This is a genomic window from Rhodoferax sp. GW821-FHT09E07 (genome assembly GCF_059416145.1).
In genome coordinates this window covers 14,550-36,867 of the sequence record NZ_JBWKOP010000002.1, presented here as the reverse complement: position 1 = coordinate 36,867, position 22,318 = coordinate 14,550, and the positions used below count along the sequence as shown (strand labels likewise).

The window sequence follows — 22,318 nt, the reverse complement described above, 5'->3', positions numbered from 1 at the left end:
TGTCCACCATGTTCACCGATTCCCACTGCCATCTGACTTACCCGGACCTCGCGGATTCCTGGCCAACCATTCGCGAGGCCATGGCTGCCGCCCAGGTGGACCGCGCCCTGTGCATTTGCACCACATTGGAAGAGTTTGGGGATGTGCATCGCATGGCCACCGAAAACGCCCATATCTGGGCCAGCGCCGGTGTACATCCAGACAACGAAGGCATAACCGAACCAACGCTGGACGATTTGCTGCGTCTGGGGGCGTTGCCCAAAGTGGTCGCGATTGGTGAAACCGGGCTGGACTACTACCGCCTGGGTGAACGCACAGTGGCCGACATGGAATGGCAACGCGAACGCTTTCGGGTACATATCCGTGCCGCGCGCCAACTCCAAAGACCCTTGGTCATCCATACCCGCAACGCGTCTGAAGATACGCTGGCAATTTTGCGGGAGGAGGGCGAGGATGGAAGTGCTGGCTCGGCTGGTGGTGTTTTTCACTGCTTCACCGAGAACCAGGCCGTGGCCGAGGCCGCACTGGACTTGGGGTTTTACATTTCGTTTTCAGGAATTCTGACCTTCAAAAGCGCACAGGACATTCGCGATGTGGCCGCCATGGTGCCCATGGATCGCCTGCTGATTGAAACCGACAGCCCCTATTTGGCCCCCGTGCCATACCGTGGCAAGATCAATAATCCGTCGTATGTGCCCTATGTCGCCAAACAACTGGCAGAGATCAAGGGCTGTTCGCTAGAGAAGATGGCGGAGGTTTCCGGTACCAACTTCACGACTTTATTCAAACCCCAATAAGGTCAAATTACATGAAGCATTGGTTCAGATTATCGTTATATCTATTTGTTTTTATTGGATTTTCTGCTTCAAGAGCAGGATCCTATGAAGACTTTTTTCAAGCAATCGTGCGGGACAACGCCGACGCCGTCACCCAGTTGCTGGCCCGCGGTTTTGATCCGAACACCGTCAGCCCCAAAGGCATACCAGGATTATTGGTGGCCCTGCAGGAGCCTGCACCCAAGGTAGCGGCCGTACTGCTGGACCACCCAGACATTGAGGTGGAGGTGCGAACCCCCCAGGATGAAAGCCCTTTGATGCTGGCAGCGTTGCGCGGTTACACAGACTTGTGTGCCAAGTTGATCGAGCGCGATGCGGACGTCAACAAACCCGGCTGGGCGCCACTGCATTACGCCGCCACCAACAGTCATATCGAAATCATGCAGTTGCTGCTCGACAACCATGCCTATATCGATGCAGCGTCACCCAATGGGTCGACGCCGCTCATGATGGCCGCCATGTACGGCAATGCCTCGGCCGTCAAGATGCTGCTGGAAGCTGGTGCAGATCCCACACTGAAGAACGGCATTGGGCTTACGGCGATTGATTTTGCGAACCGGGTCAAGAAAGCGGAGTCCGTGGAGATCCTTGCGGCCTTCATTCGGGCAAGACGACCCAAGGGCAGCTGGTAAGGGAGGCATGAATTCGATCATTACACGCGCCAATTATTTTATACGATGTATATTATGTTAATAAATACATTAAAAAAAACTCACCGAACGGTGAACGACACCGTGGGAACACTTGCATCGGCGAACGATGCCCCCAGGGCCAATTCGCCTTTGCCATGCAGCACACACTCTTCACGACGAAGCAAGACATCGGCCCCCCCAGCATCAGAGAAGCGCACCCAACTGCCATAGCTGCTGACATCCACAAGGATCACACTGCCATTGCGCCACTCCAGACGGGCGTGGGTCCGGGAAACCCGAGGGTCATTCACCACGAACTCCACGCTCTTAACACGCCCAATGTGTGCCGGCAACTCAAAAGACTTGAAGGTCTTCTTGACATCCATCCACTGCAACTCCACCTCACGCCCCAAAGCATCTGGAGCATTCAGCAGATCCACCGGGTCCAGTTGCGCCTGCATGGTCAGGAAATCCGAAGGCTCTTCCTCGCGCCATTCAATCTGGTGCACATTGCAAGGCTCGGCCCGGCCCCGGATATGGATAGGCCCCAACATGCGGAAGTTGGTGCCACGTACCTCCCGCACACCATCCAGTGTGCTCGCTGCGGCCCATATCTGATGGGGCCCGCAGAGGTCGCACAAACGTGCGGCCACGTTGACCGCATCCCCATAACAATCGCCCGCCACCATCTCCACTTCGCCTGTTGACAACCCGATGCGGATAGGCAGGCGGATGTCAGTGGCCTGGCGCATGGTTCGTTTATGGTGCAACCTTTGGATTTCCACCGCTGCGGACACTGCACTTTGGCGATCTGAAAAAATCACCATGACGCCGTCGCCCAGAGTCTTGACCAGACGTCCACCGTGCCGCGCGCACTGCTGCGTGATCCAGGTCGTAATGTGGGTAACCGTCTCTGTCGCTCGGGCGTTGCCCAATGCCTCGAACACAGCCGTGCTGCCATGCAGGTCTGTGAATACAACGGTCGCTTGAACACCCATTCCCAATTGATCCGGTTCTTATGTAGTGCCTGAGTTTAGGGCATAGCAGGCGTATTGAGAATGCGCGAAGACGGACATCCACATAGAACAGGAAATAGCCGCACTTCGCCCCACACTTTGGCGGCTTGTCCATCCAAAAGATACCTAAGCTGTCACAGAGTCGACACGCCAAGCCTTCAATATTCGAGCCTCAGAAAGCCATCCCCATGGTCACCCTGTTGTATCTGCCGCAAAACGCGAGCCTGTCCCTATTGTGGATGGCATTGCCTTTGCTTATGGTCACGGGCGAGTAACTCAAAAATAAAGATATGCGTTGGACTCCATCAAATTTAATGAACAGCCTTATCAAGGCTGGTACCAGCAGCCCCAGAAAACAGGCGGCATCCCTTGCGCAAATTCGTGAGGCGATGCTGGCTGCTCTAGGCGAACGTGGTGCACAAGCTTACCCAGTGATTCAACTGCGGGTTACTTATGCGGACGACGTCCAGGATCTCTGGTACCTTCGTGGAGATGTGATGGCAGCGGTTGCAGATCTGGACGGTGAACTCGAAGCACGCAAGGCCATTGCATCCATCAGCACCATGTTTTCTGGTCTGCTTCCCAGTGGGCTGACATCGCGCCTCAGCCCTTTGGAGCACTAGCGACATCAGGCCAGGGCTCAGTGCCCCCAGAACAGCATGGCGTCGCGCCCGTCCACTGCAAGATCCGCCTTTTTGCCAACTGGCAGCAGCACTTTGGTCTGCACGTGGCCGTAGGGCAAATTGGTCAATACGGGAACTTTGGTTTGGCTTCGCAGCCAATCCACCACCGATTGCAGCTTGTATCCCCGGTCATGGGGTGTAAGTTTGTAGCCTGTAAATTGCCCGAGAAGTACGGCCTTTTGTCGCCCTATCACATCCGAATGCAGCAATTGGGTCAGAGTGCGCTCAATGCGATAGGGGTGCTCACTAATGTCTTCCAGAAACAGGATCCCACCTTTGATGTCGGGGAAGAATGGCGTACCCAAAAGAGAGGCAAGTACAGTCAGGTTACCTCCCCACACCATGGCATCGTGCACATTCAGCAAACCCGCTTCAACAGACGCCTTATCTTGACGCCAACCTGCCCCCTCACCCTGCCCCGACGTCAAATCTTGGAAACAGTCTTCCATAATGTCGTCAGGCAAAAGGCCCGGCTCGCCGCCAACCCCGAAACCTTCGCACAGTGCCGGCCCGGCCCAGGTCTGCGCGCCCGTTTTAGCCAACAGCGCCAGCTGAAAGGCCGTGAAGTCGCTGATGCCGACGAATTGGGTCCCACGCTCAATCGCTTTGGCGACCGCCTTGTAGCGTATGTCCGGCAGAATTCTGGTCAGGCCGTAACCTCCACGGGATATCAGCGCAACATCGGCGCCGCTGGCCGCAGCGCGATGAATGGCGGCAATACGTACCTCGTCATCACCGGCAAACCGGGTCGAACTGGCCAACGCATCGTTGTCCACCTCGACGTCGTAACCCAGGATTTCTAGACGTTTAACGCCGCGTTTGAATGCAGCCTTGTCACGCACGGCACCCGATGGAGAGTAAATGTAGATTCGCTTGTTCACGCCCTGATTATCAGGGCTGAAGACTAGCCAGCAAATTCACGACGACCTCGGCGTTTGTTTCGGGCGCAAAACTCTTAACGCCTGCGGCAACGCAGACACTCAGTTCTTGGATCTCAGGCCACGCCGGCTTCACACCCGGATGCAATGCCATAAGCGCTGCACAGTGTCCGGCATCAGGAAACGGGGCTTGGTAAGCCAAGCATTCGGCCTCACTGAGATGAGGCGCTTGTGCGGTGACGACGGCACTTGCATAGGACGTCATGTTGCGCGGGGTGGCGGAGATGATCCCAGCATCGAACGCCGCCAAAGGCACTACACAGGCAATACGTTCTGGCATGGTCTGCGCCAACAACAAAGCGAGGTCCCTGCCCTCGCCCTGCCCCACTGCTACCACATTGCACAGGTCCAGTGACTCAACCAAGTCTCGGAGCGCATCCCGATGGTGCGCCCACGTGTGAAATTCCATTTTCTTGGGCTTGTCGCTTTTGCCAAATCCGATCAAATCCGGGGCTATCACACGGTAGCCCGCAGCCAACAAGCCCGGTAACATTTTGCGAAATACAAAACTCCATGCGGGGTAGCCATGGAGACAAAGAATGGTGCGCCGAGAATTGGCCCCACCTTCGTCCAGGTAGTGCATCCTCAAACCGGCCAGGGTCGGCAGGTTGCTGACATAGTGAGGCGCCCATGGATAGTCGTGCAGGCCGTCAAAGCAACGATCCGCGGTTCGCAGCGCATCCTCCCTCAGGGGCGATGCGTAACGCGCTTTCTCTGTGCGCTTTTCTGCAAAAAAATCGTGGAGCAGCCCAGCGCACGTTGACGCCAACACACCGCCTTTGACAAGCGTATGGTGGTTGAGACTACGGTTGTCAAATAAGTTAACAACTGAACCAGCCGCCCCGGTTTTTGGATCTGTCGCGCCAAACACCACGCGCCGTATTCGCGAATGCAACATGGCACCTGCGCACATGGCGCAGGGCTCCAAAGTCACAAACACATCGCATCCGTCCAGCCGGTAGTTACCTTGCGCTGCTGCAGCGGCACGCAGCGCTGCGATTTCCGCATGGGCTGATGGATCATGGGTGCCAATGGGAGCGTTGCGCCCCACGCCCAGAACCACCCCGTCTTTCACCACCACGGCACCTACCGGGACTTCATTCGCGGCACGGGCTTTGTGCGCTTGCTCAATGGCCATCCGCATGAAGTGGATGTCATCGCCCACGAAATCCCCTGCGATCAAGGTGTGTGGTCTCGCGCCTGTAGCCACTCTTTCAAAAGTGGGGGCGTCATGGGGCGCGCATACAAGTAGCCTTGGCCTTCGTGGCAGCCCAGCTCTCTCAAACGTTTCGCCTGCTTTTCGTCTTCGATACCCTCGGCAATGACCGTCAGATTCAAATTTCGTCCTAATTCGATCACCATCGAGGCGATATGGCCGCCGGATGCGCCATCCTGAATCTCAGACACAAACGCCCTGTCGATCTTTAACCGATCTATCGGCAACTGCCGAAGTTGACTCAGCGAGGAATAGCCCGTGCCGAAGTCATCAATCGCAATAGAGATTCCCAACTCTCGCACCAAATGCAAGGTCTCCAGCATGAAGTCCGCGTCCTCCATAGCGACCGACTCCGTAATCTCCAACTCAAGGCAGCGAGGGCTGATACCGGTGTCCAACAGGGCCGCGTTGAGTTTGTCGAGGAACTCAGGATGGCGGAACTGGATCTGCGACACGTTCACAGACATACGCAAATCCGCCAGTCCCAGCGCCTGCAGGCGCACCAGCTCGTGGCAGGCCATGCGCAACACCCAGTCCCCAATAGCGACAATCATGCCCGAGGCTTCGGCCAAGGGAATAAAACGGTCAGGAGGCACAAAGGTGCCGTCTTCATTGCGCCAGCGGATCAGGGCTTCCATGCCCACCACCTTGCCACTGTGCAAATTGATCTGTGGCTGGTACACGATAAAGAGACGTTCGCTCTCCACCGCGCTGCGCAGACTCTGCAGAAGACGCACCCGCTCGCGGATGTCTGACCCCATTTCCGATGAGAACATGACAAAGCTACCGCGGCGGCTCTTTTTGGCGCGCTTGAGAGCAATGTTGGCATCCTTGAGCGCATCACGCCCCGACACACCTTCCGACAAATGGTTGGTCAACCCCATGGTCGCAGTGACCACCATCGAATCATCCTGTACAAGGAATGGTTCGCGGAACATGGCCAATACCCGCAAAGGGTTCACCAACTGCTTGCCGCCCATCAGGCCGAAGGTGTCACTGCCAATCCGTGCTAGCACCACGTCGGAGCCCAGTTCCGCTTTGAGCCTATCAGCGACAGCTTGCAAAAGGCGATCCCCTTGCTGGTGACCCAGTGCATCGTTGATTTCCGAAAAATCATCAATATCCAGAATCGCAATCACGTCCTCGGAGCATCCGCCGGACGCCAGACGCTCGTCGCTGAGGTCTATGAATTTGTTGCGATTGGGCAGGCAGGACAGCCGGTCGTAAAAAGCCAGCTCGTCCAGTTTGCGAATTTGCTCGTAGGCCCGCAGCGCCGCAGTGACCGTGGCGTAAAGCTTGGTGCGTGTGAGTTCGGACTTGGTTTTGTAGTCGTTGATGTCGAAATCGTGGATGGTTTCGATTTCCGGGGCGTAACCAGGCTGGCCCGTGCGCAAGATGATGCGCAATTCCGTGAGCTTGAGGTCCTGCCGAATGGTTTTAACCAGCGCCAGGCCCGCATCCTCACGCTCCATGACCACGTCCAGCAGCACAACGGCCACATCCCGCTCGGAGTGCAATATCTTGGTCGCTTCCGAGGCCGAGTACGCATGCAGGAAATGCAGAGGGCGACCAAGGATTTTCACGCCGGCCAAAGCAAAGGTTGTGGCCCGATGCACATCAGGCTCATCATCCACCACCAACAAACGCCAGACCGTCTCTTTCACGCCTCCGTCAACGACCTCATCCTCCAGAAAATGAAGGGAGTCGGAGTCCGCGTGGAGACCCGGCAGATTCTCGGTATTCATGGAAACATTGTGCACCAAGCTTCCATAAAAAGTCAGCGCCACAAAGGGCTCTGACTTCATTTTTTAACCCCAGGCCACCGGAAAACGGAGCAAACTCGGGATAACCCTCAGGCGGAGGGCGCCAGCGAAACGGGGCTTATTCCCACTCAATCGTGGCCGGCGGCTTGCTGCTCACGTCATAGGTCACCCGGTTAATGCCGCGCACTTCGTTGATGATGCGGCCAGAGACCTTTTTGAGCAGCGCATAGGGTAGCTCGGCCCAGTCGGCGGTCATGAAGTCGCTGGTCTGTACAGCGCGCAGGGCCACCACGTAGTCGTAGGTGCGGCCATCACCCATCACGCCCACGCTCTTGACGGGCAGGAACACCGTGAAGGCCTGGCTGGTGAGGTCGTACCAGGTCTTGTCCGTGGCCTCATCCTTGAAGTTGCGCAGTTCCTCGATGAAGATAGCATCTGCCCGGCGCAGCAGGTCGGCATATTCCTTCTTCACTTCACCCAAAATGCGCACGCCCAGGCCAGGGCCGGGGAATGGGTGGCGGTACACCATGTCGTGCGGCAGGCCCAGCGCCACGCCCAGTTCGCGCACTTCGTCCTTGAACAGTTCGCGCAGCGGCTCCAACAATTTCAGGCCCAGCTGCTCGGGCAGGCCGCCGACGTTGTGGTGGCTCTTGATGGTGACGGCCTTCTTGCTCTTGGCGCCGCCGGACTCGATGACGTCCGGATAAATGGTGCCTTGGGCCAGGAAGGTTGCTCCTTTTTTGCTAGCACCTTGTGCAGTCAATTCGCGGGCTTGCGCCTTAAAAACCTCTACAAACTCACGTCCGATAATCTTGCGCTTGGCTTCTGGCTCCGCTACACCCGCCAGATGCCCGAGGAACTGGGCTTCCGCATCCACGCGGATTACCTTGGCATGCAGCTTGCCGACGAACATGTCCATGACCATGTCGCCTTCGTTCAGGCGCAACAGGCCGTGGTCCACAAATACGCAGGTCAGCTGGTCGCCAATGGCGCGGTGGATCAGGGCCGCAGCCACCGAGGAATCCACGCCCCCCGACAGGCCCAGGATGACTTCCTCATCACCGACTTGCTCGCGGATCTTCTCCACAGCTTCGGCAATGTAGTCACCCATAACCCAGTCGGCACGCGTGGCGCAGATGTCCAGCACAAAGCGCTGCAGCAGCGCCGCGCCCTGCTTGGTGTGCGTCACTTCGGGGTGGAATTGCACGGCATAGAAGCGGCGATCTTCGTCTGCCATGCCAGCAATGGGGCAGCTGGGCGTGCTGGCCATGAGCTTGAAACCCGGAGGCAGCTCAGTCACCTTGTCGCCATGGCTCATCCAGACCTGCAGCATGCCGTGGCCTTCAGCGGTAGTGAAGTCGGCGATGTCCTTGAGCAAGGCGGTGTGGCCATGGGCGCGCACATCGGCGTAACCAAACTCTCGCTTGTGGCCGCCTTCCACTTTGCCGCCCAATTGCCAGGCCATGGTCTGCATGCCGTAGCAAATACCGAGCACTGGCACACCCAGCTCGAACACGGCTTGCGGCGCCTTGTCGGTCGTGTCTTCATAGACACTGGCGTGGCTGCCGGAAAGGATGATGCCCTTGAGGTTGCCATCCGCCGCGTACTGACGCACCCATTCGTCGGACACGTCGCAAGGATGGACTTCGCAGAACACATGGGCTTCGCGCACGCGACGCGCAATCAGTTGGGTGACTTGGGAGCCGAAATCGAGAATGAGGATTTTCTGGTGCTGCATGGTGAATGAGAAAAGTCTGTCGTTCAAAGCAAAGGGCCGTCGCGGAGGACGGCCCTGTATCGGTTATCAGTCAGCCCGGTAGTTCGGGGCTTCCTTGGTGATCTGCACATCGTGCACATGGCTCTCGCGGATGCCTGCGGTCGTGATTTCCACAAACTCGGCCTTGTCCTGCATGTCCTGAATAGTGGCGCAGCCACAGTAGCCCATGCTGGCGCGGATGCCACCGGCCATCTGGAACACGATGGACACCATGGAACCCTTGTAGGGCACACGGCCCTCAATGCCTTCGGGTACCAGCTTATCGGCATTGGGGTTGCCGGTGCTGGACTCCTGGAAGTAGCGGTCTGCACTGCCCTGCTGCATGGCGCCGATGGAGCCCATGCCGCGGTAGCTCTTGTAGCTGCGGCCTTGGTACAGGATGACCTCGCCTGGCGCTTCTTCGGTACCGGCAAACATGCCACCCATCATCACGGTGCTGGCGCCTGCGGCAATGGCCTTGGCAATGTCTCCGCTGTAGCGAATACCGCCGTCGGCAATCAGCGGAACCCCCGTACCCTTGAGGGCTGTGGCCACACTGTCCACCGCCATGATCTGCGGCACACCTACACCCGCCACGATGCGCGTGGTGCAGATGGAGCCAGGGCCGATACCGACCTTGACCGCATCGGCACCCGCCTCCGCCAGCGCCAGCGCTGCGGCGCCGGTGGCGATATTGCCGCCCACCACGTCCACCTGTGGGAAGTTTTGCTTCACCCAGCGCACGCGATCAATCACGCCCTTGCTATGGCCATGGGCCGTGTCCACCACGATGGCGTCCACACCGGCTGCCACCAGGGCCTCGACACGGGCCTCGGTGCCCTCGCCCACGCCCACCGCAGCACCCACACGCAAACGACCAGTGACGTCACGGGCGGCATTGGGGAAGTTGAGCTGTTTGGTGATGTCCTTGACAGTGATCAGGCCCTTGAGCTCAAAGGCATCATTGACCACCAACAGGCGCTCCAGCTTGTGCTTATTGAGCAGCGCCTTGGCCGCTTCGGGGGTGGTGCCATCGGGCACGGTAATCAGGCGCTCACGCGGCGTCATGATCTCGCGCACGGTCTGGTCGTAGCGGGTCTCAAAGCGCAGGTCGCGGCCGGTCACGATACCGACCACCTTGCCGCCATCGCACACGGGGAAACCGGAAACGCCGAGCTGATCCGAAAGTGCCATGACCTGACGCACGGTGGTGTCAGAGGTGATGACGACAGGGTCGCGCAGCAAGCCGGACTCGTACCGCTTGACCTTGGCCACCTGGGCGGCCTGCTCGGCGGCCGTCAGGTTTTTGTGCACGATGCCCATGCCACCCTCTTGCGCAATGGCAATGGCCAAACGGGCTTCGGTCACGGTATCCATCGCCGCAGAAACGAGCGGCAGGTTCAGTGCGATGTTGCGGGAGAAACGGGTGGCGAGGCTGGTGTCCTTGGGAAGGACTTGGGAGAACGCTGGCACCAACAACACATCGTCGAAGGTGAGCGCTTTGCCGAGAAGGCGCATGTCAAAGCTCCAAAAATCAGATTGTACCCGCGTCCATTTGGCCTTGCTCCACCTAGCGCGCTACACTTACTCTCATGAAACCAATTTCCGCACTTTTGGCAGTCACTTTGGCACTCTCTGCCGGAGGCGTTTGGGCCCAGTGGCAGTGGCTGGACAAGGATGGGCGTAAGGTGTTCAGTGACCGCGCGCCAGGTGCGGACATACCCGAGAAAAATATTCTGAAACGCCCAGCAGGTCAGCGTCCCGGACCTGCTGCACCAGCAATCACTTCGGACGATTCCGCGGCGCCAACGGTGGCCCCAGTAGCTCCGCAGCCTGCCTTGCCCGTCAGTGCGGCCAAGGGGGTGGGCGTAGACAAAGAGCTCGAAGCCAAGAAAAAGCAAGCTGCCGATGCAGAGGCGGCCAAGAAAAAGGCTGAAGAAGACCGTATCGTCAAGGCGAAGATCGAAAACTGTGCCCGAGCCAAGCAAGCCAAGGCGACATTTGATTCCGGCGTGCGCGTGTCTCGTACCAATGCCGCGGGCGAACGCGAGGTCATGGATGATGCAGCCCGCACAGCCGAACTTAAACGCATTCAGGCCATCATCGACAGCGACTGCCGATAGAAGCGACGCTAGTACCCTGCCTTGGCGCCCACCCGGCGCTTGGCAAACAGTCCCGCCGACTTTGCACCCTGTTTGGCAAAGCGCTCGCGGCGCGCCACTTTGGGGTCGACCAGCAGTGGGCGGTACAACTCCACACGATCACCCTGCCGCAACATGTGATTGCCGCTGACTTTGCGACCCCACACTCCTAGAACTAGGGTATCCACAACGGTTTGCGGCATATCTTGAAGCAGACCGCTGCGCTGTACTGCCATACCCGCCGTGCAGCCCACATTCACTTCCAGCATGCACTCCCTCAGCTCCCGGGGTGCCGGGGCGTACACCACCGTAATGGACAAGCAGGGGTTATTCGCCATACACCTGCTGCGCGCGCTTGACAAAGGCATCCACCAGGCTCGCGGCAATTTTGTCGAACACGGGGCCCACCAGCGCACCTAAAGCGGCGTTGTCAAACCCATAGTTCAGCGACAGCTCCACCTTGCAGGCACGCTGACCGCCATCACCCAGGGGGTGGAAATTCCATTGCCCGTCGAGTTTGGAAAACGGGCCTTTGACCAACTGCATACCCACCTGACTGGGCGCGGTGTGGGTATTGCGGGTGGTGAAGGTCTGGCGAATGCCGCTGAAGGAGATGCCTACTTCCGCTGTCATGCCACCCACGTCCTGCTCCAAAACCAGCGCGTGGTCGCACCAGGGAAGAAATTCGGGGTAGTGGGCCACATCGGTCACCAAGGCGTACATCTCTTGCGGGCTGTACCAGATCAGAACGGACTTGTGAACAGTTTTCATAGAATGGCGGTCTGCGCGGGATTGTAGACAAGCCCATCAGCGTCTCTTTCATTCCCGTCTGTCATCCCCATCTGAGTGCAATGGCCAAAAAACCCGAAACCGCTTCCCGCATCGCCGACAACAAAAAGGCCGCGTTCAATTACTTCTTTGAGGAGCGCTTTGAGGCGGGCCTGGTGCTGGAAGGCTGGGAGGTCAAGTCCTTGCGCGAGGGCAAGGTGCAGCTCACCGACGGCTATGTGGTGATCCGCAATGGCGAGCTGTTCATCATCGGCTTGCAGATCAACCCGCTGCACACAGCAAGCAGCCACGTCAGCCCGGACAATGTGCGCACCAAGAAGTTGCTGATGCACAAGGAAGAGATCAAGCGCCTGATCGGCAAGGTGGAGCAAAAGGGCTATACCCTGGTACCTATCAACCTGCACTGGAAAAGCGGCAAGGTGAAGTGCGATATTGCGCTGGCCAAGGGCAAGGCCGAGCACGACAAGCGCGACACCATCAAAGACCGCGAAGGCAAGCGCGAGGTGGAGCGCGCCATGAAAGACCGCAACCGCTAATTTATTTTTCAGGGGCATGGAATAAACCCGGCCCCGCGGGTGTTTATCCGGGGAGCAAGCAACCGTTTGCCCAATCTTTTTACCTGGAGCACCCCATGAAACTCATCGCTGCACTGACCCTTGCCACCGCCCTGCTAGGCGCCTGCGCCACCATGGCCGACCCAGCCCCGGTCAAAGTATCCAACGGCATGCTGACCGGCACCAACGGCATGACGCTCTACACCTTTGACAAAGACGCTGCCGGCAGCGGCAAATCCGTCTGCAACGGCCCTTGCGCCACCAACTGGCCGCCGCTGATGGCCGCCGACACCGACAAGCCCCAAGGCGACTTCTCGGTGGTAACGCGTGACGACGGCAAAAAACAGTGGGCCTTCCAGGGCAAGCCGCTGTATTTCTGGATCAAAGACACCAAGGCCGGCGACACCACAGGCGACGGCTTCATGAACGTCTGGCACACCGTGAAAACCCCAAAAGCCGCTGGCGCGTCTTCGGCCTACTAATCACCAGGCATGGACCGTTCCGCCCTCGTGTTGCATATCCCTGGGTTGCGCCGCTATGCGCGCGCCCTGACGGGCAACGCCTGGGCGGCGGACGATCTGGTGCAGGACACGCTGGAGCGGGCCTGCTCCAAATGGCGGCTGTGGCTGCTGGGCACGGACCTTCGCGCCTGGCTGTTCACGCTGATGCACAACATCCACGCCAACGACGTGCGCCGCGTGGTGCGCCAGCAGCAAGCCGCACCCCTGGTAGACGTCGAAGACGCCTTGCACAGTGTGGCGGCGCCCCATTCCGGGATGGACACCGCGCTGGATTTACAGCGCTGTCTGAAGCAGCTGCCCGAAGAACAGCGTTGTGTGCTCCTGCTCGTGGCACTCGAAGACATGGACTATGCCGATGTGGCCCGCATCACCGGTACGCCTGTGGGCACGGTCATGTCGCGCCTGTCGCGCGGGCGTGCCCGGCTGCAGGCGCTGCTGGATGGACCCGCTAACACTCCCACAACAACACATGGGAATGCCGAAGTACTGAGTTTGCGCGCCGTTCGCTGATGGAACCCGATATGACCGCCCCGCCCTCCTCCACCCTGCCCGAAGACACGCTGCACGCGCTCGTCGACGGCCGTCTGGATGCCACCCAGCGCATTGCAGTGGAAGCGCAGTTGGCGCACGACCCGGCAGCGCTGGCGACCGTGACCACATGGCGCCAGCAGCGCGACCTGCTGCAAACCCTGCATGCCCAGCTATTGCACGAAGCCCCACCTGCCCACCTGACCCAAGCGGCTATGGGCGCTGGAGGCAACGCGCGTGCACAGGCCGTTTGGCGTTGGGGAGGGCTAGCGGCCAGCGTGCTGTTGTCGTTTGCGGTGGGCTGGTTCACCCACAGCCAATGGCGCACTTCAGACCAACTGGCGCAGCAAAGCGCGCGCAAACCCGCCGCCGAATTTGTCCGCCAAGCCAGCCTGGCCCACGCGGTCTATGCCCCGGAGGTACGCCACCCGGTGGAGGTCGGCGGCGCCGAACAAGATCATCTGGTGAAGTGGCTGTCCAAGCGCTTGGGTCGGCCATTGAAGGTACCGGACCTCACAGGCCAGGGCTTTGAACTGGTGGGAGGCCGCCTGTTACCCGGTGATGCGGGAGCCCGCGCCCAATTCATGTTTCAAAACACCGCGGGTGAACGGTTGACGCTTTATCTCGGCGCGGTACAGGGAGACGGTGCGGGAGTCAACACCCAGGAGTCGGCCTTCCGCTTCGCCAACGAGGGCGCCATTTCCAGCTTTTACTGGGTGGACCAGGGCTTTGGCTACGCCCTCACCGGCCCGGTGCCCCGGGACCGGTTGATGCAGCTGGCCCAAGCGGTCTACCAGCAGCTGTAGTGCTTCCAGCTTGGGCTTAGGCCAAATCGCGCAAGGGGTGCGCGTTCGCCGGCCAGGGGCTGACGAAAAACGGCTCCACCATCTCTGGCGTCACGTCTTCCACGCGCACCGGGTTCCAACGCGGGGCATGGTCCTTGTCCACCGCCAGCGCGCGAATGCCCTCCACAGTCTCACTGGCGGCACCCGATCGGCCCAGGTGCTGCGTGAAGAAGCAGTGGCGCACCATGTCGCGCTCCATGCGCAGGTTGTCGGCCAGCGTCATGCCGCGGGCACGACGCACCTGCTCCAGCACCACATGCAGCATCAGCGCAGAGCGCTTGCGCAACGTGGCAGCCGTGTGCAGGGCCCAGTCGCTGCTATCGGCCTTCAGCGCTTGTACGATGGCCTGCACAGTGTCCAGGGCGAAATATTTATCAATCAGGTCTCTAGCCCCCGTGGATTCTGAACCTGAAGCTCCTGAAAACATAGCAGACCAGCCATCCAGCGGAGCTGTCGCGGTCCAGTCCAAAGCAGCCAATGCGTCCCAGGCTTGCGGCAAACGGGCCGATTCGACCGACTGATCAGCCAACCCCAGGGCCACTGCCGTGGGACCATCAATCACGTCGCCCGTCAACGCCAGCCATTCCCCCGTACGGCCCGGGCAGCGGCTCAAAAAGTAGCCACCGCCCACGTCGGGAAACAGGCCAATATTGGTCTCCGGCATGGCCATCTTGGTACGTTCGGTGACCAGTCGATGCGAGGCACCTTGGCTGATCCCCATGCCGCCACCCATGACGATACCGTCCATGAAGGCGATGTAGGGCTTGGGGTAGTGGTGGATCAGATGGTTGAGCGCGTATTCCTCGGTGAAAAAGTCTTCCAGCGCCGGGTTGCCCGCCAGGGCAGTCTGGTGGAAGAAGCGAATGTCGCCACCCGCACAGAAGCCTCCAAACACACCGGCCTTGGAGCTACCGCGGATCGCCACAGCCATCACCGCCGCATCGTCTTTCCAAGCCAGCAGTGTGGCAGTCAGGCTACGCACCATGCCCAGGCTCAGCGCATTGAGAGCCTTGGCGCGGTTCAGGGTAATAAAACCCACTTGGCCGCGGACTTCGGTGATCACATCGTCGTTCAGGGTCAGAGCTGTCATGCGCGTTCTCTCCATCCAATCACTTCATTCACCACCAGGGCGCCAATCACCAGCGCCCCACCCCATAGCACGGCGTCGGCGGGTACTTCGTTGGCACCCAGCCAAGCCAACAAGATGCCGAAGATCACCTCCAGCAGTTGCAACAAGGAAATCTCCGGGGCCTTGAGGATTTGCGCGCAGCGCACGCTGAGCACGCAGGGCACGGCCAGTTGCACCACACCCAGAAAGCCGAGCAAGGCCACGTCATGGGCATTGGCCCGCAATGGCAGCGACAAAGGCAGCGTCACGACGCAGCAGATCACCGCTCCCACCCACACCGCAGGCATCAGGTCCACATCGTGGCCCTGATCGTGCGAATGCTGGGTCACCGTCCAATTGGTGGCACCTGCAATGGGCACACACAGCGCCACCAGCGTGCCCAAGAGCGACACCTGGCCAAGCTGAGACGCGTACATGTAAACAATGCCCGCCCCGGCCACCACGATGGCCACCCAGGTGCGCAGCGGCACCCGGTGTCCGATGAAAACCCGTGCAATGAGAGCAGTCAACAAGGGCCCTATCGACATGGTGACCAGCACATTGCCCACACTGGTGAGCGTGAGCGCCACCATGAAGGCCGTGAACATCACGCTCCAGCACAGGCCAGACAACCAAAACGGCAGCCCAGCGTGGCGGATCTTGTAAAACACGTCACGCCCGCGGGCAAAGGGCAAGATCACCAGCAGGCTAAGCACCGTGAAAAACGCGCGCCAGAAAGTAACCTCAAAACTGCGGGCAAACTCGAGATGGCGCGTGACAACGCCGGCGGTAGACCACATCAAGGTCACCACCACCATCAAAAAGATGGCGCGGTTGTGGGTGAGTTTCATGAACGAAAAAGCGGCCCGCAAGGGCCGCCCAGTTGCCTTACTCGCGGCTGGCGCGCTTGCGCTCGTGTTCCTTCAGGTGGCGCTTGCGCAGACGCACGGACTTGGGCGTGATTTCGACCAGCTCGTCGTCCTCGATGAATTCAACGCCGTATTCCAGCGTCAGTTCAATCGGCGGCGTGATCTTGATCGCATCTTCCTTGCCGGACACGCGGAAGTTGGTCAGCTGCTTGGTACGCGTAGCGTTGACCACCAGGTCGTTATCACGGTTGTGGATACCCACGATCATGCCTTCGTACACGGGGTCGTTCGCCTTCACGAACATGCGACCGCGGTCGTCCAGCTTGCCCAGGGCGTAGGTGAAGATTTCACCGTCATCCATGGAGATCAGCACGCCGTTCTTGCGGCCACCGATATCCCCCTTGTGCGGCTCGTAGCCTTCAAAGATGTTGGAGATCAGACCGGAACCACGGGTCAAGTTCAGGAATTCGTTGGAGAAACCGATCAAGCCACGCGCAGGAATGCGGTACTCCAGGCGCACGCGGCCACGGCCGTCCGGCTCCATGTTCACCAGCTCACCCTTGCGCTCGCCCAGTGCCTGCATCACGCCGCCCTGGTGGCCTTCTTCGATGTCAGCGGTCACCATTTCGATGGGCTCGTGCTTTTCGCCGTTGATGTCCTTGAACATCACGCGGGGCTTGGACACGGCCATTTCATAGCCTTCGCGACGCATGTTTTCCAGCAGGATGGTCAGGTGCAGTTCACCACGGCCCAGCACTTCGAACACGCCTTCTTCGTCGGTTTCGTTGACGCGCAGTGCCACGTTGTGTTGCAGTTCCTTCTGCAGGCGGTCCCAGATCTGGCGGCTGGTCACGAACTTGCCTTCGCGGCCGGCCAACGGGCTGGTGTTCACACAGAAGTTCATGGTCAGGGTCGGCTCGTCCACCTTCAGCATGGGCAGCGGCATGGGATTGGCGGGGTCGGTCACAGTCACACCGATACCGATATCTTCAATACCGTTGATCAACACGATGTCGCCGGGGCCGGCTTCCAGCGTCTGCATGCGGTCCAGACCCTGGAAGGTCAGCACCTGGTTGATACGACCCTTGACAGCCTTGCCGTCCGGACCTTCCATGACCACCACGTCCTGGGCAGGCTTGAGCGTGCCCTGGCTGATACGGCCCACGCCGATGCGGCCCACGAAGCTGGAAAAGTCCAGTGCAGAGATTTGCAGTTGTAGGGGCGCCTTGGGGTCACCGGAGTTCGGTGGCACGTGTTTCAGGATAGTGTTGAACAGGGCTGACATGTCGGGGCCCCATTGCTCACCAGGAGCGCCCTCTTCCAGCGACGACCAGCCATTGATGCCGGAGGCATACACCACCGGGAAGTCCAACTGCTCGTCAGTCGCGCCCAGCTTGTCGAACAGGTCGAACGCGGCGTTCACCACCTTGTCGGGGTTGGCACCGGGCTTGTCCACCTTGTTGACCACCAGAATGGGGCGCAGGCCCAGGGCCAGGGCCTTTTTGGTCACGAAGCGCGTCTGGGGCATGGGGCCTTCCTGCGCATCGATCAGCAGCAGCACGCTGTCGACCATGGACAGGGCACGTTCCACTTCGCCGCCGAAGTCCGCGTGTCCGGGCGTATCGACGATGTTGATGTGGGTGCCTTCCCAGCTCACGGCGCAGTTCTTGGCCAGGATGGTGATACCACGCTCTTTTTCAATCGCGTTGTTGTCCATCACGGTATCGACCACTTTTTCGTGCTCGGCAAAGGTACCGGACTGGCGCAGCAGCTGGTCCACCATGGTGGTCTTGCCATGGTCCACGTGGGCAATGATGGCGATGTTTCGGATTTGTTTACTCATGGTTCACTTTCTGCTTACGCCCCGAGGGCCAAGGTTTCATTAACTGATTTCAAACTCTGTTCCGTGGCCCCTGCCTGGGCCTGGGATTCGCTGATGTCCTGCGGGCTCAGCAGCCGCACCGGAATCAACTCACCCTCCAACACGCGCGCAGTGCCCAACAAAGCCCGGGGGCTCGCCGCATACACCGCCACATGCTCCGCATCGGGCCAGGGGCCGCGTCTGCGCATTCCACTCAAAAACCGTGCCGCATTCTCGCTGTCCAGTGTGACAGGCACATGCGCTGGCAACAGCGCGTCCACCGGCAGCAGGCAGGCCAGCCGCTGCTCCTCGCTCATGGCCTCCAGAGCCTCCAGCGTGATGCACTGGCCTTCACTGAAACCGCCAGTGCGGATACGCCGCAGTGCGATGAGGTGAGCGCCACAGCCCAAGGCCTCGCCAATGTCCTCACCCAGCGTGCGGATGTAGGTCCCCTTGCTGCAATCCACTATCAATTTAATAGCTGGCTGTGCAGTATCCACGAGGGCTTCCAGCACTTTCAATGCATAAATCGTCACATGGCGCGCCGGACGCTCCACCTCAATACCGGCCCTGGCGTACTCGTACAGGGCCTTACCATCCTTCTTCAAGGCGCTGTGCATGGGCGGCACCTGGGTAATCGGTCCGGTAAACCGCTGCACCACCGCCTCCAGCTGCTCCGGCGTCACCGACACCGGCCGCTCGCTGATCACTTCACCTTCAGCGTCCGCTGTGCTTGTCTTGATGCCTAGCCGCACCGTCGTGGCGTAGGCCTTATTGGCATCCAGGTGCATCTGGCTGAACTTGGTCGCCGCGCCAAAGCACAGCGGCAGCACACCCGTGGCCAGCGGGTCCAGCGTGCCGGTGTGGCCCGCCTTCTCCGCCCGCAGCAGCCATTTGGCTTTCTGCAAGGCCTGGTTACTGGACAGGCCAATCGGCTTGTCCAGCAACAGCACCCCATGCACGGGGCGCCTTGCAACCCGTGCACGTGGCGCGTTCATGGTGTCAGTCCTCTTTCGCGCGCGACGACACGGCCCGCGCAATCAGCGCATTCATGTCGGCAGCCCGTTCGGTGGTCTGATCGAAGATGAAATGCAGCGTGGGCACCGTATGGATATGCAGGCGCTTGAACAGGCCTGCGCGCAAAAAGCCCGCCGCTTGGTTCAGCCCTTCTACCGTTTCCACCGGATCGCCCACCAGGAGGCTGAAAAAAACCTTGGCGTGGGCGTAATCCGGCGTCACTTCGACGCCCTGGATCGTCACCATGCCCACCCGTGGGTCTTTCAGCTCCCGCGCGATCAACTCGGCCAGATCGCGCTGGATCTGGTCGGCAACCTGAAAGCTGCGGTTGGGGGTGGATGATTTCTTCTTCACCATGGTCTCTTACAGCGTACGGGCGATTTCCTTGACCTCGAAGAACTCCAACTGGTCGTTTTCCTTGATGTCGTTGTAGTTCTTGAGCTTGATACCACACTCGAAGCCTTCCTTGACTTCGCGCACATCGTCCTTCATGCGCTTCAAGGAGTCCAGCTCGCCGGTGTAGATCACCACGTTGTCGCGCAACAGGCGGAAATGCGCGTTGCGGTTGACAAAACCACTGGTGACCATACAGCCTGCAACCGTACCGATCTTGGAGGCCACGAACACGGTGCGGATCTCGGCCATACCGATGATCTCTTCGCGCTTCTCGGGGGCTAACATGCCGGACATGGCAGCCTTCAACTCATCGACGGCGTCATAAATGATGTTGTAGTAACGGATGTCCACGCCATTGCCTTCGGCAAGCTTGCGCGCGCCGGCATCGGCACGCGTGTTGAAGCCGATCACGATCGCCTTGGAAGCAATCGCTAGGTTGATGTCCGACTCGCTGATACCGCCCACGGCGGAGTACACCATTTGCACCTTGACCTCGTCGGTCGAGAGCTTGAGCAGAGAAGCGGCCAGCGCTTCCTGGGAACCTTGCACGTCAGCCTTGACGATGATGGGCAGCATCTTGACGTCACCGCCACCGATGTCGGAGAACATGTTCTCCAGCTTGGCCGCCTGTTGCTTGGCCAGCTTGGTGTTGCGGAACTTACCAGCACGGTACGTGGCAATTTCACGTGCACGGCGCTCATCGCCCATCACCATGAACTCATCACCGGCTTGCGGCACTTCGGTCAGACCCTGGATTTCCACTGGAATGGACGGGCCTGCGGACTCGATCTTCTGGCCGTTTTCGTCCAGCATGGCACGCACGCGGCCATAGGTCTGGCCAGCCAGCACCACGTCGCCTGCCTTCAAGGTACCGGACTGCACCAGCACGGTGGCCACAGGGCCGCGGCCCTTGTCCAGCTTGGCTTCGATGACCAGGCCCTTGGCCATGGCGTCCACCGGGGCCTTGAGCTCCAGCACTTCCGCTTGCAGCAGCACCTGTTCCAACAGCGCATCGATACCCATGCCGGTCTTGGAAGACACGGGCACAAATGGGGAGTCACCACCGTATTCTTCAGGCACGACCTCTTCGACCACCAGCTCCTGCTTCACGCGCTCGGGGTTGGCGTCAGGCTTGTCAGATTTGGTGATGGCCACCACCAGTGGAACACCAGCCGCTTTCGCGTGCTTGATGGCTTCCTTGGTCTGCGGCATCACGCCGTCGTCGGCTGCGACCACCAGAATCACAATGTCGGTGGCCTGCGCACCACGGGCACGCATGGCGGTAAATGCCTCGTGACCGGGGGTATCCAGGAAGGACACCATGCCGCGCGGGGTTTCCACGTGGTAAGCACCAATGTGCTGGGTAATGCCACCGGCTTCGCCCGCAGCCACTTTGGCGCGGCGAATGTAGTCCAGCAAAGAGGTCTTGCCGTGGTCCACGTGGCCCATCACGGTCACCACAGGGGCACGCGGCAAGGACGGCGCTTCCTGACCTTGCACATCATCATCGGTGAACGCTTCGGGATCGTCCAGCGCCGCCACCACGGCCTTGTGACCCAGTTCTTCCACCACGATCATGGCGGTGTCCTGGTCCAACGGCTGGTTGATGGTGACCATCTGACCCAGCTTCATCAATTGCTTGATCACCTCGGACGCCTTGATCGCCATCTTGTGGGCCAGTTCGGCCACGGTGATGGTTTCAGGCACGTGCACTTCGATCACGCGGGCTTCTACCGGCGCAGCCTGCACATGGTCATCACGGTCGCGGTCATTGCCACGGCGGCCACGTGGACCAGCACGCCAGTTGGTGGAGCGGCCCGCACCTGCGCCAGTATCGCCGCGGGTCTTGAGTTCCTTCTTCTTGGCCGGGTCGCCCGCCCAGCTGCTGGACAGCTTGGCAGATTTGACTTCCTTGCCAGTGCCAGCAGAAGCTCCGCCCGCAGGCGCACCTGCAGCGGGTTTGGCAGGCTTGGCCACGGCAGAACCAACAGCAGGCTTGTGCAGCGTGCCCTTCACGCCGGCAGCGGCAGGCTTGGGCTCCTCGGGCTTCTTCGCGACCAGCACCTTCTTGGGCGCAGACATCATCAAACGGATGGCTGCGGCTTCCGCCTCGGCCTTGCGGCGGCGGTCGCCCAGGTCCACCGCACGGGCAGACTCTTCTTCGGCGCGGGCCTTGGATTCGGCAGCAGCGGTTTCGCGCGCTTCGTTCTGTGCTGCAGCACGTGCAGCCGCAGCCTGGGCCGCCTCTTCCGACGCCTCTGCCACGGTCGCGTTGGCTTGACTCTTCTTCAAGGCTTCAGCGGCGGCATAACTGGCTGCACGCTCTTCGGCTTCACGCTCACGCTCACGCTTTTCAGCGTCTTCACGCACACGGCGCTTCTCTGCCAGATCTTCTTCCTGGCGGCGAATCAGCTCTGCTTGGCGACGGGCTTCTTCCTCACGGCGGGTGAGCTCGGCGTGGTCAATCGACGGGGCGACGGCTTCCGGCGCTTCGGACTCGATCTCCGTCATTTCGGCAGGCATATCCACACCGTCTTCGCGGCGGACAAAGGTGCGCTTCTTGCGCACTTCCACCTGGATGGTGCGCGCCTTGCCGGTGGCATCGGCTTGCTTTATCTCAGTGGTCTGCTTCTTGACCAACGTGATCTTTTTACGCTCAGGGCTGGCAGTGCCGTGGCTGTTTTGCAGGAAGTTCAACAGGCTGTGCTTGTCGGCATCCGTCAGGACGTCTGAGGCCGAAGCCTTGGCAACGCCGGCTGATTTCAATTGCTCAAGCAGGGTGTCGGTCGATTTTTTGAGTTCATTGGCAAACTCGGCAACGGTCGTACTGGACATATTTTGTGTAACCT

At 59.8% G+C, this 22,318-nt stretch carries 22 protein-coding genes; 8 read left to right on the top strand and 14 right to left on the bottom strand.

All coding sequences use genetic code 11. From position 1 onward, the window contains the following. Nucleotides 1–8: 8 nt before the first annotated feature. On the top strand, nt 9–797 hold the full coding sequence (locus tag AC07OE_RS03385) for a TatD family hydrolase (protein ID WP_495069164.1): 789 nt from the start codon (nt 9–11) through the stop codon (nt 795–797). Between the two features lie 107 nt (nt 798–904). Further along, entirely contained in the window at nt 905–1,468 is a 564-nt protein-coding gene (locus AC07OE_RS03380) for an ankyrin repeat domain-containing protein (RefSeq protein ID WP_495069163.1), read from the top strand. Between the two features lie 80 nt (nt 1,469–1,548). Here the strand turns inward: AC07OE_RS03380 and AC07OE_RS03375 are convergent, their stop codons facing one another. Next, a complete protein-coding gene (locus tag AC07OE_RS03375) occupies nt 1,549–2,466 on the bottom strand; it encodes an adenylate/guanylate cyclase domain-containing protein (protein ID WP_495069162.1) in 918 nt (305 codons plus the stop codon). Nucleotides 2,467–2,798: 332 nt separating this feature from the next. Here AC07OE_RS03375 and AC07OE_RS03370 point away from each other — a divergent pair, with 332 nt between their 5' ends. Beyond that, nucleotides 2,799–3,107, top strand: a complete 309-nt coding sequence (locus tag AC07OE_RS03370; RefSeq protein ID WP_495069161.1) for a hypothetical protein — start codon at nt 2,799–2,801, stop codon at nt 3,105–3,107. Between the two features lie 17 nt (nt 3,108–3,124). Here AC07OE_RS03370 and AC07OE_RS03365 read toward each other — a convergent pair whose 3' ends face one another. The 5 genes from AC07OE_RS03365 to guaB form a co-directional block, all read right to left on the bottom strand. Beyond that, entirely contained in the window at nt 3,125–4,048 is a 924-nt protein-coding gene (locus AC07OE_RS03365) for an LD-carboxypeptidase (protein WP_495069160.1), read from the bottom strand. A 10-nt stretch (nt 4,049–4,058) separates the two neighbouring features. Further along, nucleotides 4,059–5,288 carry a tRNA adenosine(34) deaminase TadA gene (tadA, locus tag AC07OE_RS03360; RefSeq protein WP_495069159.1) on the bottom strand — a complete coding sequence of 410 codons (1,230 nt, stop codon included), beginning with the start codon at nt 5,286–5,288 and terminating at the stop codon, nt 4,059–4,061. Beyond that, nucleotides 5,285–7,066, bottom strand: coding sequence for a putative bifunctional diguanylate cyclase/phosphodiesterase (locus AC07OE_RS03355; RefSeq protein WP_495069158.1), 1,782 nt, complete (start codon nt 7,064–7,066; stop codon nt 5,285–5,287). The genes tadA and AC07OE_RS03355 overlap by 4 nt, the downstream gene beginning before the upstream one ends. A gap of 136 nt (nt 7,067–7,202) precedes the next feature. After that, nucleotides 7,203–8,822, bottom strand: a complete 1,620-nt coding sequence (guaA, locus tag AC07OE_RS03350) for a glutamine-hydrolyzing GMP synthase (protein ID WP_495069157.1) — start codon at nt 8,820–8,822, stop codon at nt 7,203–7,205. 66 nt (nt 8,823–8,888) lie between these two features. Further along, nucleotides 8,889–10,358 (bottom strand): IMP dehydrogenase, encoded by a 1,470-nt coding sequence (guaB, locus tag AC07OE_RS03345; protein WP_495069156.1) that lies wholly within the window; start codon nt 10,356–10,358, stop codon nt 8,889–8,891. 74 nt (nt 10,359–10,432) lie between these two features. Between guaB and AC07OE_RS03340 the strand changes: the two genes are divergently transcribed. After that, the gene (locus AC07OE_RS03340) at nt 10,433–10,963 is read left to right on the top strand and encodes a DUF4124 domain-containing protein (protein ID WP_495069155.1); all 531 of its coding nucleotides are present in this window, start codon (nt 10,433–10,435) and stop codon (nt 10,961–10,963) included. 8 nt (nt 10,964–10,971) lie between these two features. Here AC07OE_RS03340 and AC07OE_RS03335 read toward each other — a convergent pair whose 3' ends face one another. Both AC07OE_RS03335 and AC07OE_RS03330 read right to left on the bottom strand, forming a co-directional pair. After that, nucleotides 10,972–11,319 (bottom strand): RnfH family protein, encoded by a 348-nt coding sequence (locus tag AC07OE_RS03335; protein ID WP_495069154.1) that lies wholly within the window; start codon nt 11,317–11,319, stop codon nt 10,972–10,974. Next, nucleotides 11,309–11,752 carry a type II toxin-antitoxin system RatA family toxin gene (locus tag AC07OE_RS03330; protein WP_495069153.1) on the bottom strand — a complete coding sequence of 148 codons (444 nt, stop codon included), beginning with the start codon at nt 11,750–11,752 and terminating at the stop codon, nt 11,309–11,311. Before AC07OE_RS03330 ends, AC07OE_RS03335 begins: the two co-directional genes overlap by 11 nt. Nucleotides 11,753–11,832: 80 nt before the next feature. Here AC07OE_RS03330 and smpB point away from each other — a divergent pair, with 80 nt between their 5' ends. The 4 genes from smpB to AC07OE_RS03310 all read left to right on the top strand — a co-directional run bounded on the left by smpB (nt 11,833) and on the right by AC07OE_RS03310 (nt 14,179). Next, the gene (smpB, locus tag AC07OE_RS03325; RefSeq protein ID WP_495069152.1) at nt 11,833–12,306 is read left to right on the top strand and encodes an SsrA-binding protein SmpB; all 474 of its coding nucleotides are present in this window, start codon (nt 11,833–11,835) and stop codon (nt 12,304–12,306) included. Nucleotides 12,307–12,401: 95 nt separating this feature from the next. After that, nucleotides 12,402–12,806, top strand: coding sequence for a COG4315 family predicted lipoprotein (locus tag AC07OE_RS03320; RefSeq protein ID WP_495069151.1), 405 nt, complete (start codon nt 12,402–12,404; stop codon nt 12,804–12,806). A gap of 9 nt (nt 12,807–12,815) precedes the next feature. Continuing rightward, on the top strand, nt 12,816–13,355 hold the full coding sequence (locus AC07OE_RS03315; RefSeq protein ID WP_495069150.1) for a sigma-70 family RNA polymerase sigma factor: 540 nt from the start codon (nt 12,816–12,818) through the stop codon (nt 13,353–13,355). Nucleotides 13,356–13,366: 11 nt separating this feature from the next. Beyond that, on the top strand, nt 13,367–14,179 hold the full coding sequence (locus AC07OE_RS03310; RefSeq protein ID WP_495069149.1) for an anti-sigma factor family protein: 813 nt from the start codon (nt 13,367–13,369) through the stop codon (nt 14,177–14,179). Between the two features lie 16 nt (nt 14,180–14,195). Here the strand turns inward: AC07OE_RS03310 and AC07OE_RS03305 are convergent, their stop codons facing one another. Genes AC07OE_RS03305 through infB form a run of 6 tightly spaced genes read right to left on the bottom strand, consistent with a single transcriptional unit; the run spans nt 14,196 to nt 22,304 of the window. Then, nucleotides 14,196–15,308: an enoyl-CoA hydratase/isomerase family protein gene (locus AC07OE_RS03305; protein ID WP_495069148.1), complete on the bottom strand. Its 1,113-nt coding sequence runs from the start codon at nt 15,306–15,308 to the stop codon at nt 14,196–14,198. After that, a complete protein-coding gene (locus tag AC07OE_RS03300) occupies nt 15,305–16,177 on the bottom strand; it encodes a DMT family transporter (protein ID WP_495069147.1) in 873 nt (290 codons plus the stop codon). The genes AC07OE_RS03305 and AC07OE_RS03300 overlap by 4 nt, the downstream gene beginning before the upstream one ends. Nucleotides 16,178–16,214: 37 nt before the next feature. Next, nucleotides 16,215–18,038: a translational GTPase TypA gene (gene typA / locus AC07OE_RS03295; protein WP_495069146.1), complete on the bottom strand. Its 1,824-nt coding sequence runs from the start codon at nt 18,036–18,038 to the stop codon at nt 16,215–16,217. Nucleotides 18,039–18,052: 14 nt separating this feature from the next. Further along, nucleotides 18,053–19,054: a tRNA pseudouridine(55) synthase TruB gene (gene truB, locus AC07OE_RS03290; RefSeq protein ID WP_495069145.1), complete on the bottom strand. Its 1,002-nt coding sequence runs from the start codon at nt 19,052–19,054 to the stop codon at nt 18,053–18,055. Nucleotides 19,055–19,058: 4 nt separating this feature from the next. Continuing rightward, complete coding sequence (gene rbfA / locus AC07OE_RS03285) at nt 19,059–19,430, bottom strand: 30S ribosome-binding factor RbfA (RefSeq protein WP_495069144.1); 372 nt, start codon at nt 19,428–19,430, stop codon at nt 19,059–19,061. 6 nt (nt 19,431–19,436) lie between these two features. Continuing rightward, nucleotides 19,437–22,304 (bottom strand): translation initiation factor IF-2, encoded by a 2,868-nt coding sequence (infB, locus tag AC07OE_RS03280; protein ID WP_495069143.1) that lies wholly within the window; start codon nt 22,302–22,304, stop codon nt 19,437–19,439. Nucleotides 22,305–22,318: the final 14 nt, after the last annotated feature.

Coding starts and splice junctions, on each gene's coding strand:
- AC07OE_RS03320 (WP_495069151.1), top strand. CDS start 12,402: ATGAAACTCATCGCTGCACTGACCCTTGCCACCGCCCTGCTAGGCGCC.
- smpB (WP_495069152.1), top strand. CDS start 11,833: ATGGCCAAAAAACCCGAAACCGCTTCCCGCATCGCCGACAACAAAAAG.
- AC07OE_RS03385 (WP_495069164.1), top strand. CDS start 9: ATGTTCACCGATTCCCACTGCCATCTGACTTACCCGGACCTCGCGGAT.
- AC07OE_RS03355 (WP_495069158.1), bottom strand. CDS start 7,066: ATGAATACCGAGAATCTGCCGGGTCTCCACGCGGACTCCGACTCCCTT.
- guaA (WP_495069157.1), bottom strand. CDS start 8,822: ATGCAGCACCAGAAAATCCTCATTCTCGATTTCGGCTCCCAAGTCACC.
- AC07OE_RS03340 (WP_495069155.1), top strand. CDS start 10,433: ATGAAACCAATTTCCGCACTTTTGGCAGTCACTTTGGCACTCTCTGCC.
- typA (WP_495069146.1), bottom strand. CDS start 18,038: ATGAGTAAACAAATCCGAAACATCGCCATCATTGCCCACGTGGACCAT.
- AC07OE_RS03330 (WP_495069153.1), bottom strand. CDS start 11,752: ATGAAAACTGTTCACAAGTCCGTTCTGATCTGGTACAGCCCGCAAGAG.
- truB (WP_495069145.1), bottom strand. CDS start 19,054: ATGAACGCGCCACGTGCACGGGTTGCAAGGCGCCCCGTGCATGGGGTG.
- AC07OE_RS03335 (WP_495069154.1), bottom strand. CDS start 11,319: ATGGCGAATAACCCCTGCTTGTCCATTACGGTGGTGTACGCCCCGGCA.
- AC07OE_RS03315 (WP_495069150.1), top strand. CDS start 12,816: ATGGACCGTTCCGCCCTCGTGTTGCATATCCCTGGGTTGCGCCGCTAT.
- infB (WP_495069143.1), bottom strand. CDS start 22,304: ATGTCCAGTACGACCGTTGCCGAGTTTGCCAATGAACTCAAAAAATCG.
- guaB (WP_495069156.1), bottom strand. CDS start 10,358: ATGCGCCTTCTCGGCAAAGCGCTCACCTTCGACGATGTGTTGTTGGTG.
- AC07OE_RS03375 (WP_495069162.1), bottom strand. CDS start 2,466: ATGGGTGTTCAAGCGACCGTTGTATTCACAGACCTGCATGGCAGCACG.
- rbfA (WP_495069144.1), bottom strand. CDS start 19,430: ATGGTGAAGAAGAAATCATCCACCCCCAACCGCAGCTTTCAGGTTGCC.
- AC07OE_RS03310 (WP_495069149.1), top strand. CDS start 13,367: ATGACCGCCCCGCCCTCCTCCACCCTGCCCGAAGACACGCTGCACGCG.
- AC07OE_RS03370 (WP_495069161.1), top strand. CDS start 2,799: ATGAACAGCCTTATCAAGGCTGGTACCAGCAGCCCCAGAAAACAGGCG.
- AC07OE_RS03305 (WP_495069148.1), bottom strand. CDS start 15,308: ATGACAGCTCTGACCCTGAACGACGATGTGATCACCGAAGTCCGCGGC.
- AC07OE_RS03300 (WP_495069147.1), bottom strand. CDS start 16,177: ATGAAACTCACCCACAACCGCGCCATCTTTTTGATGGTGGTGGTGACC.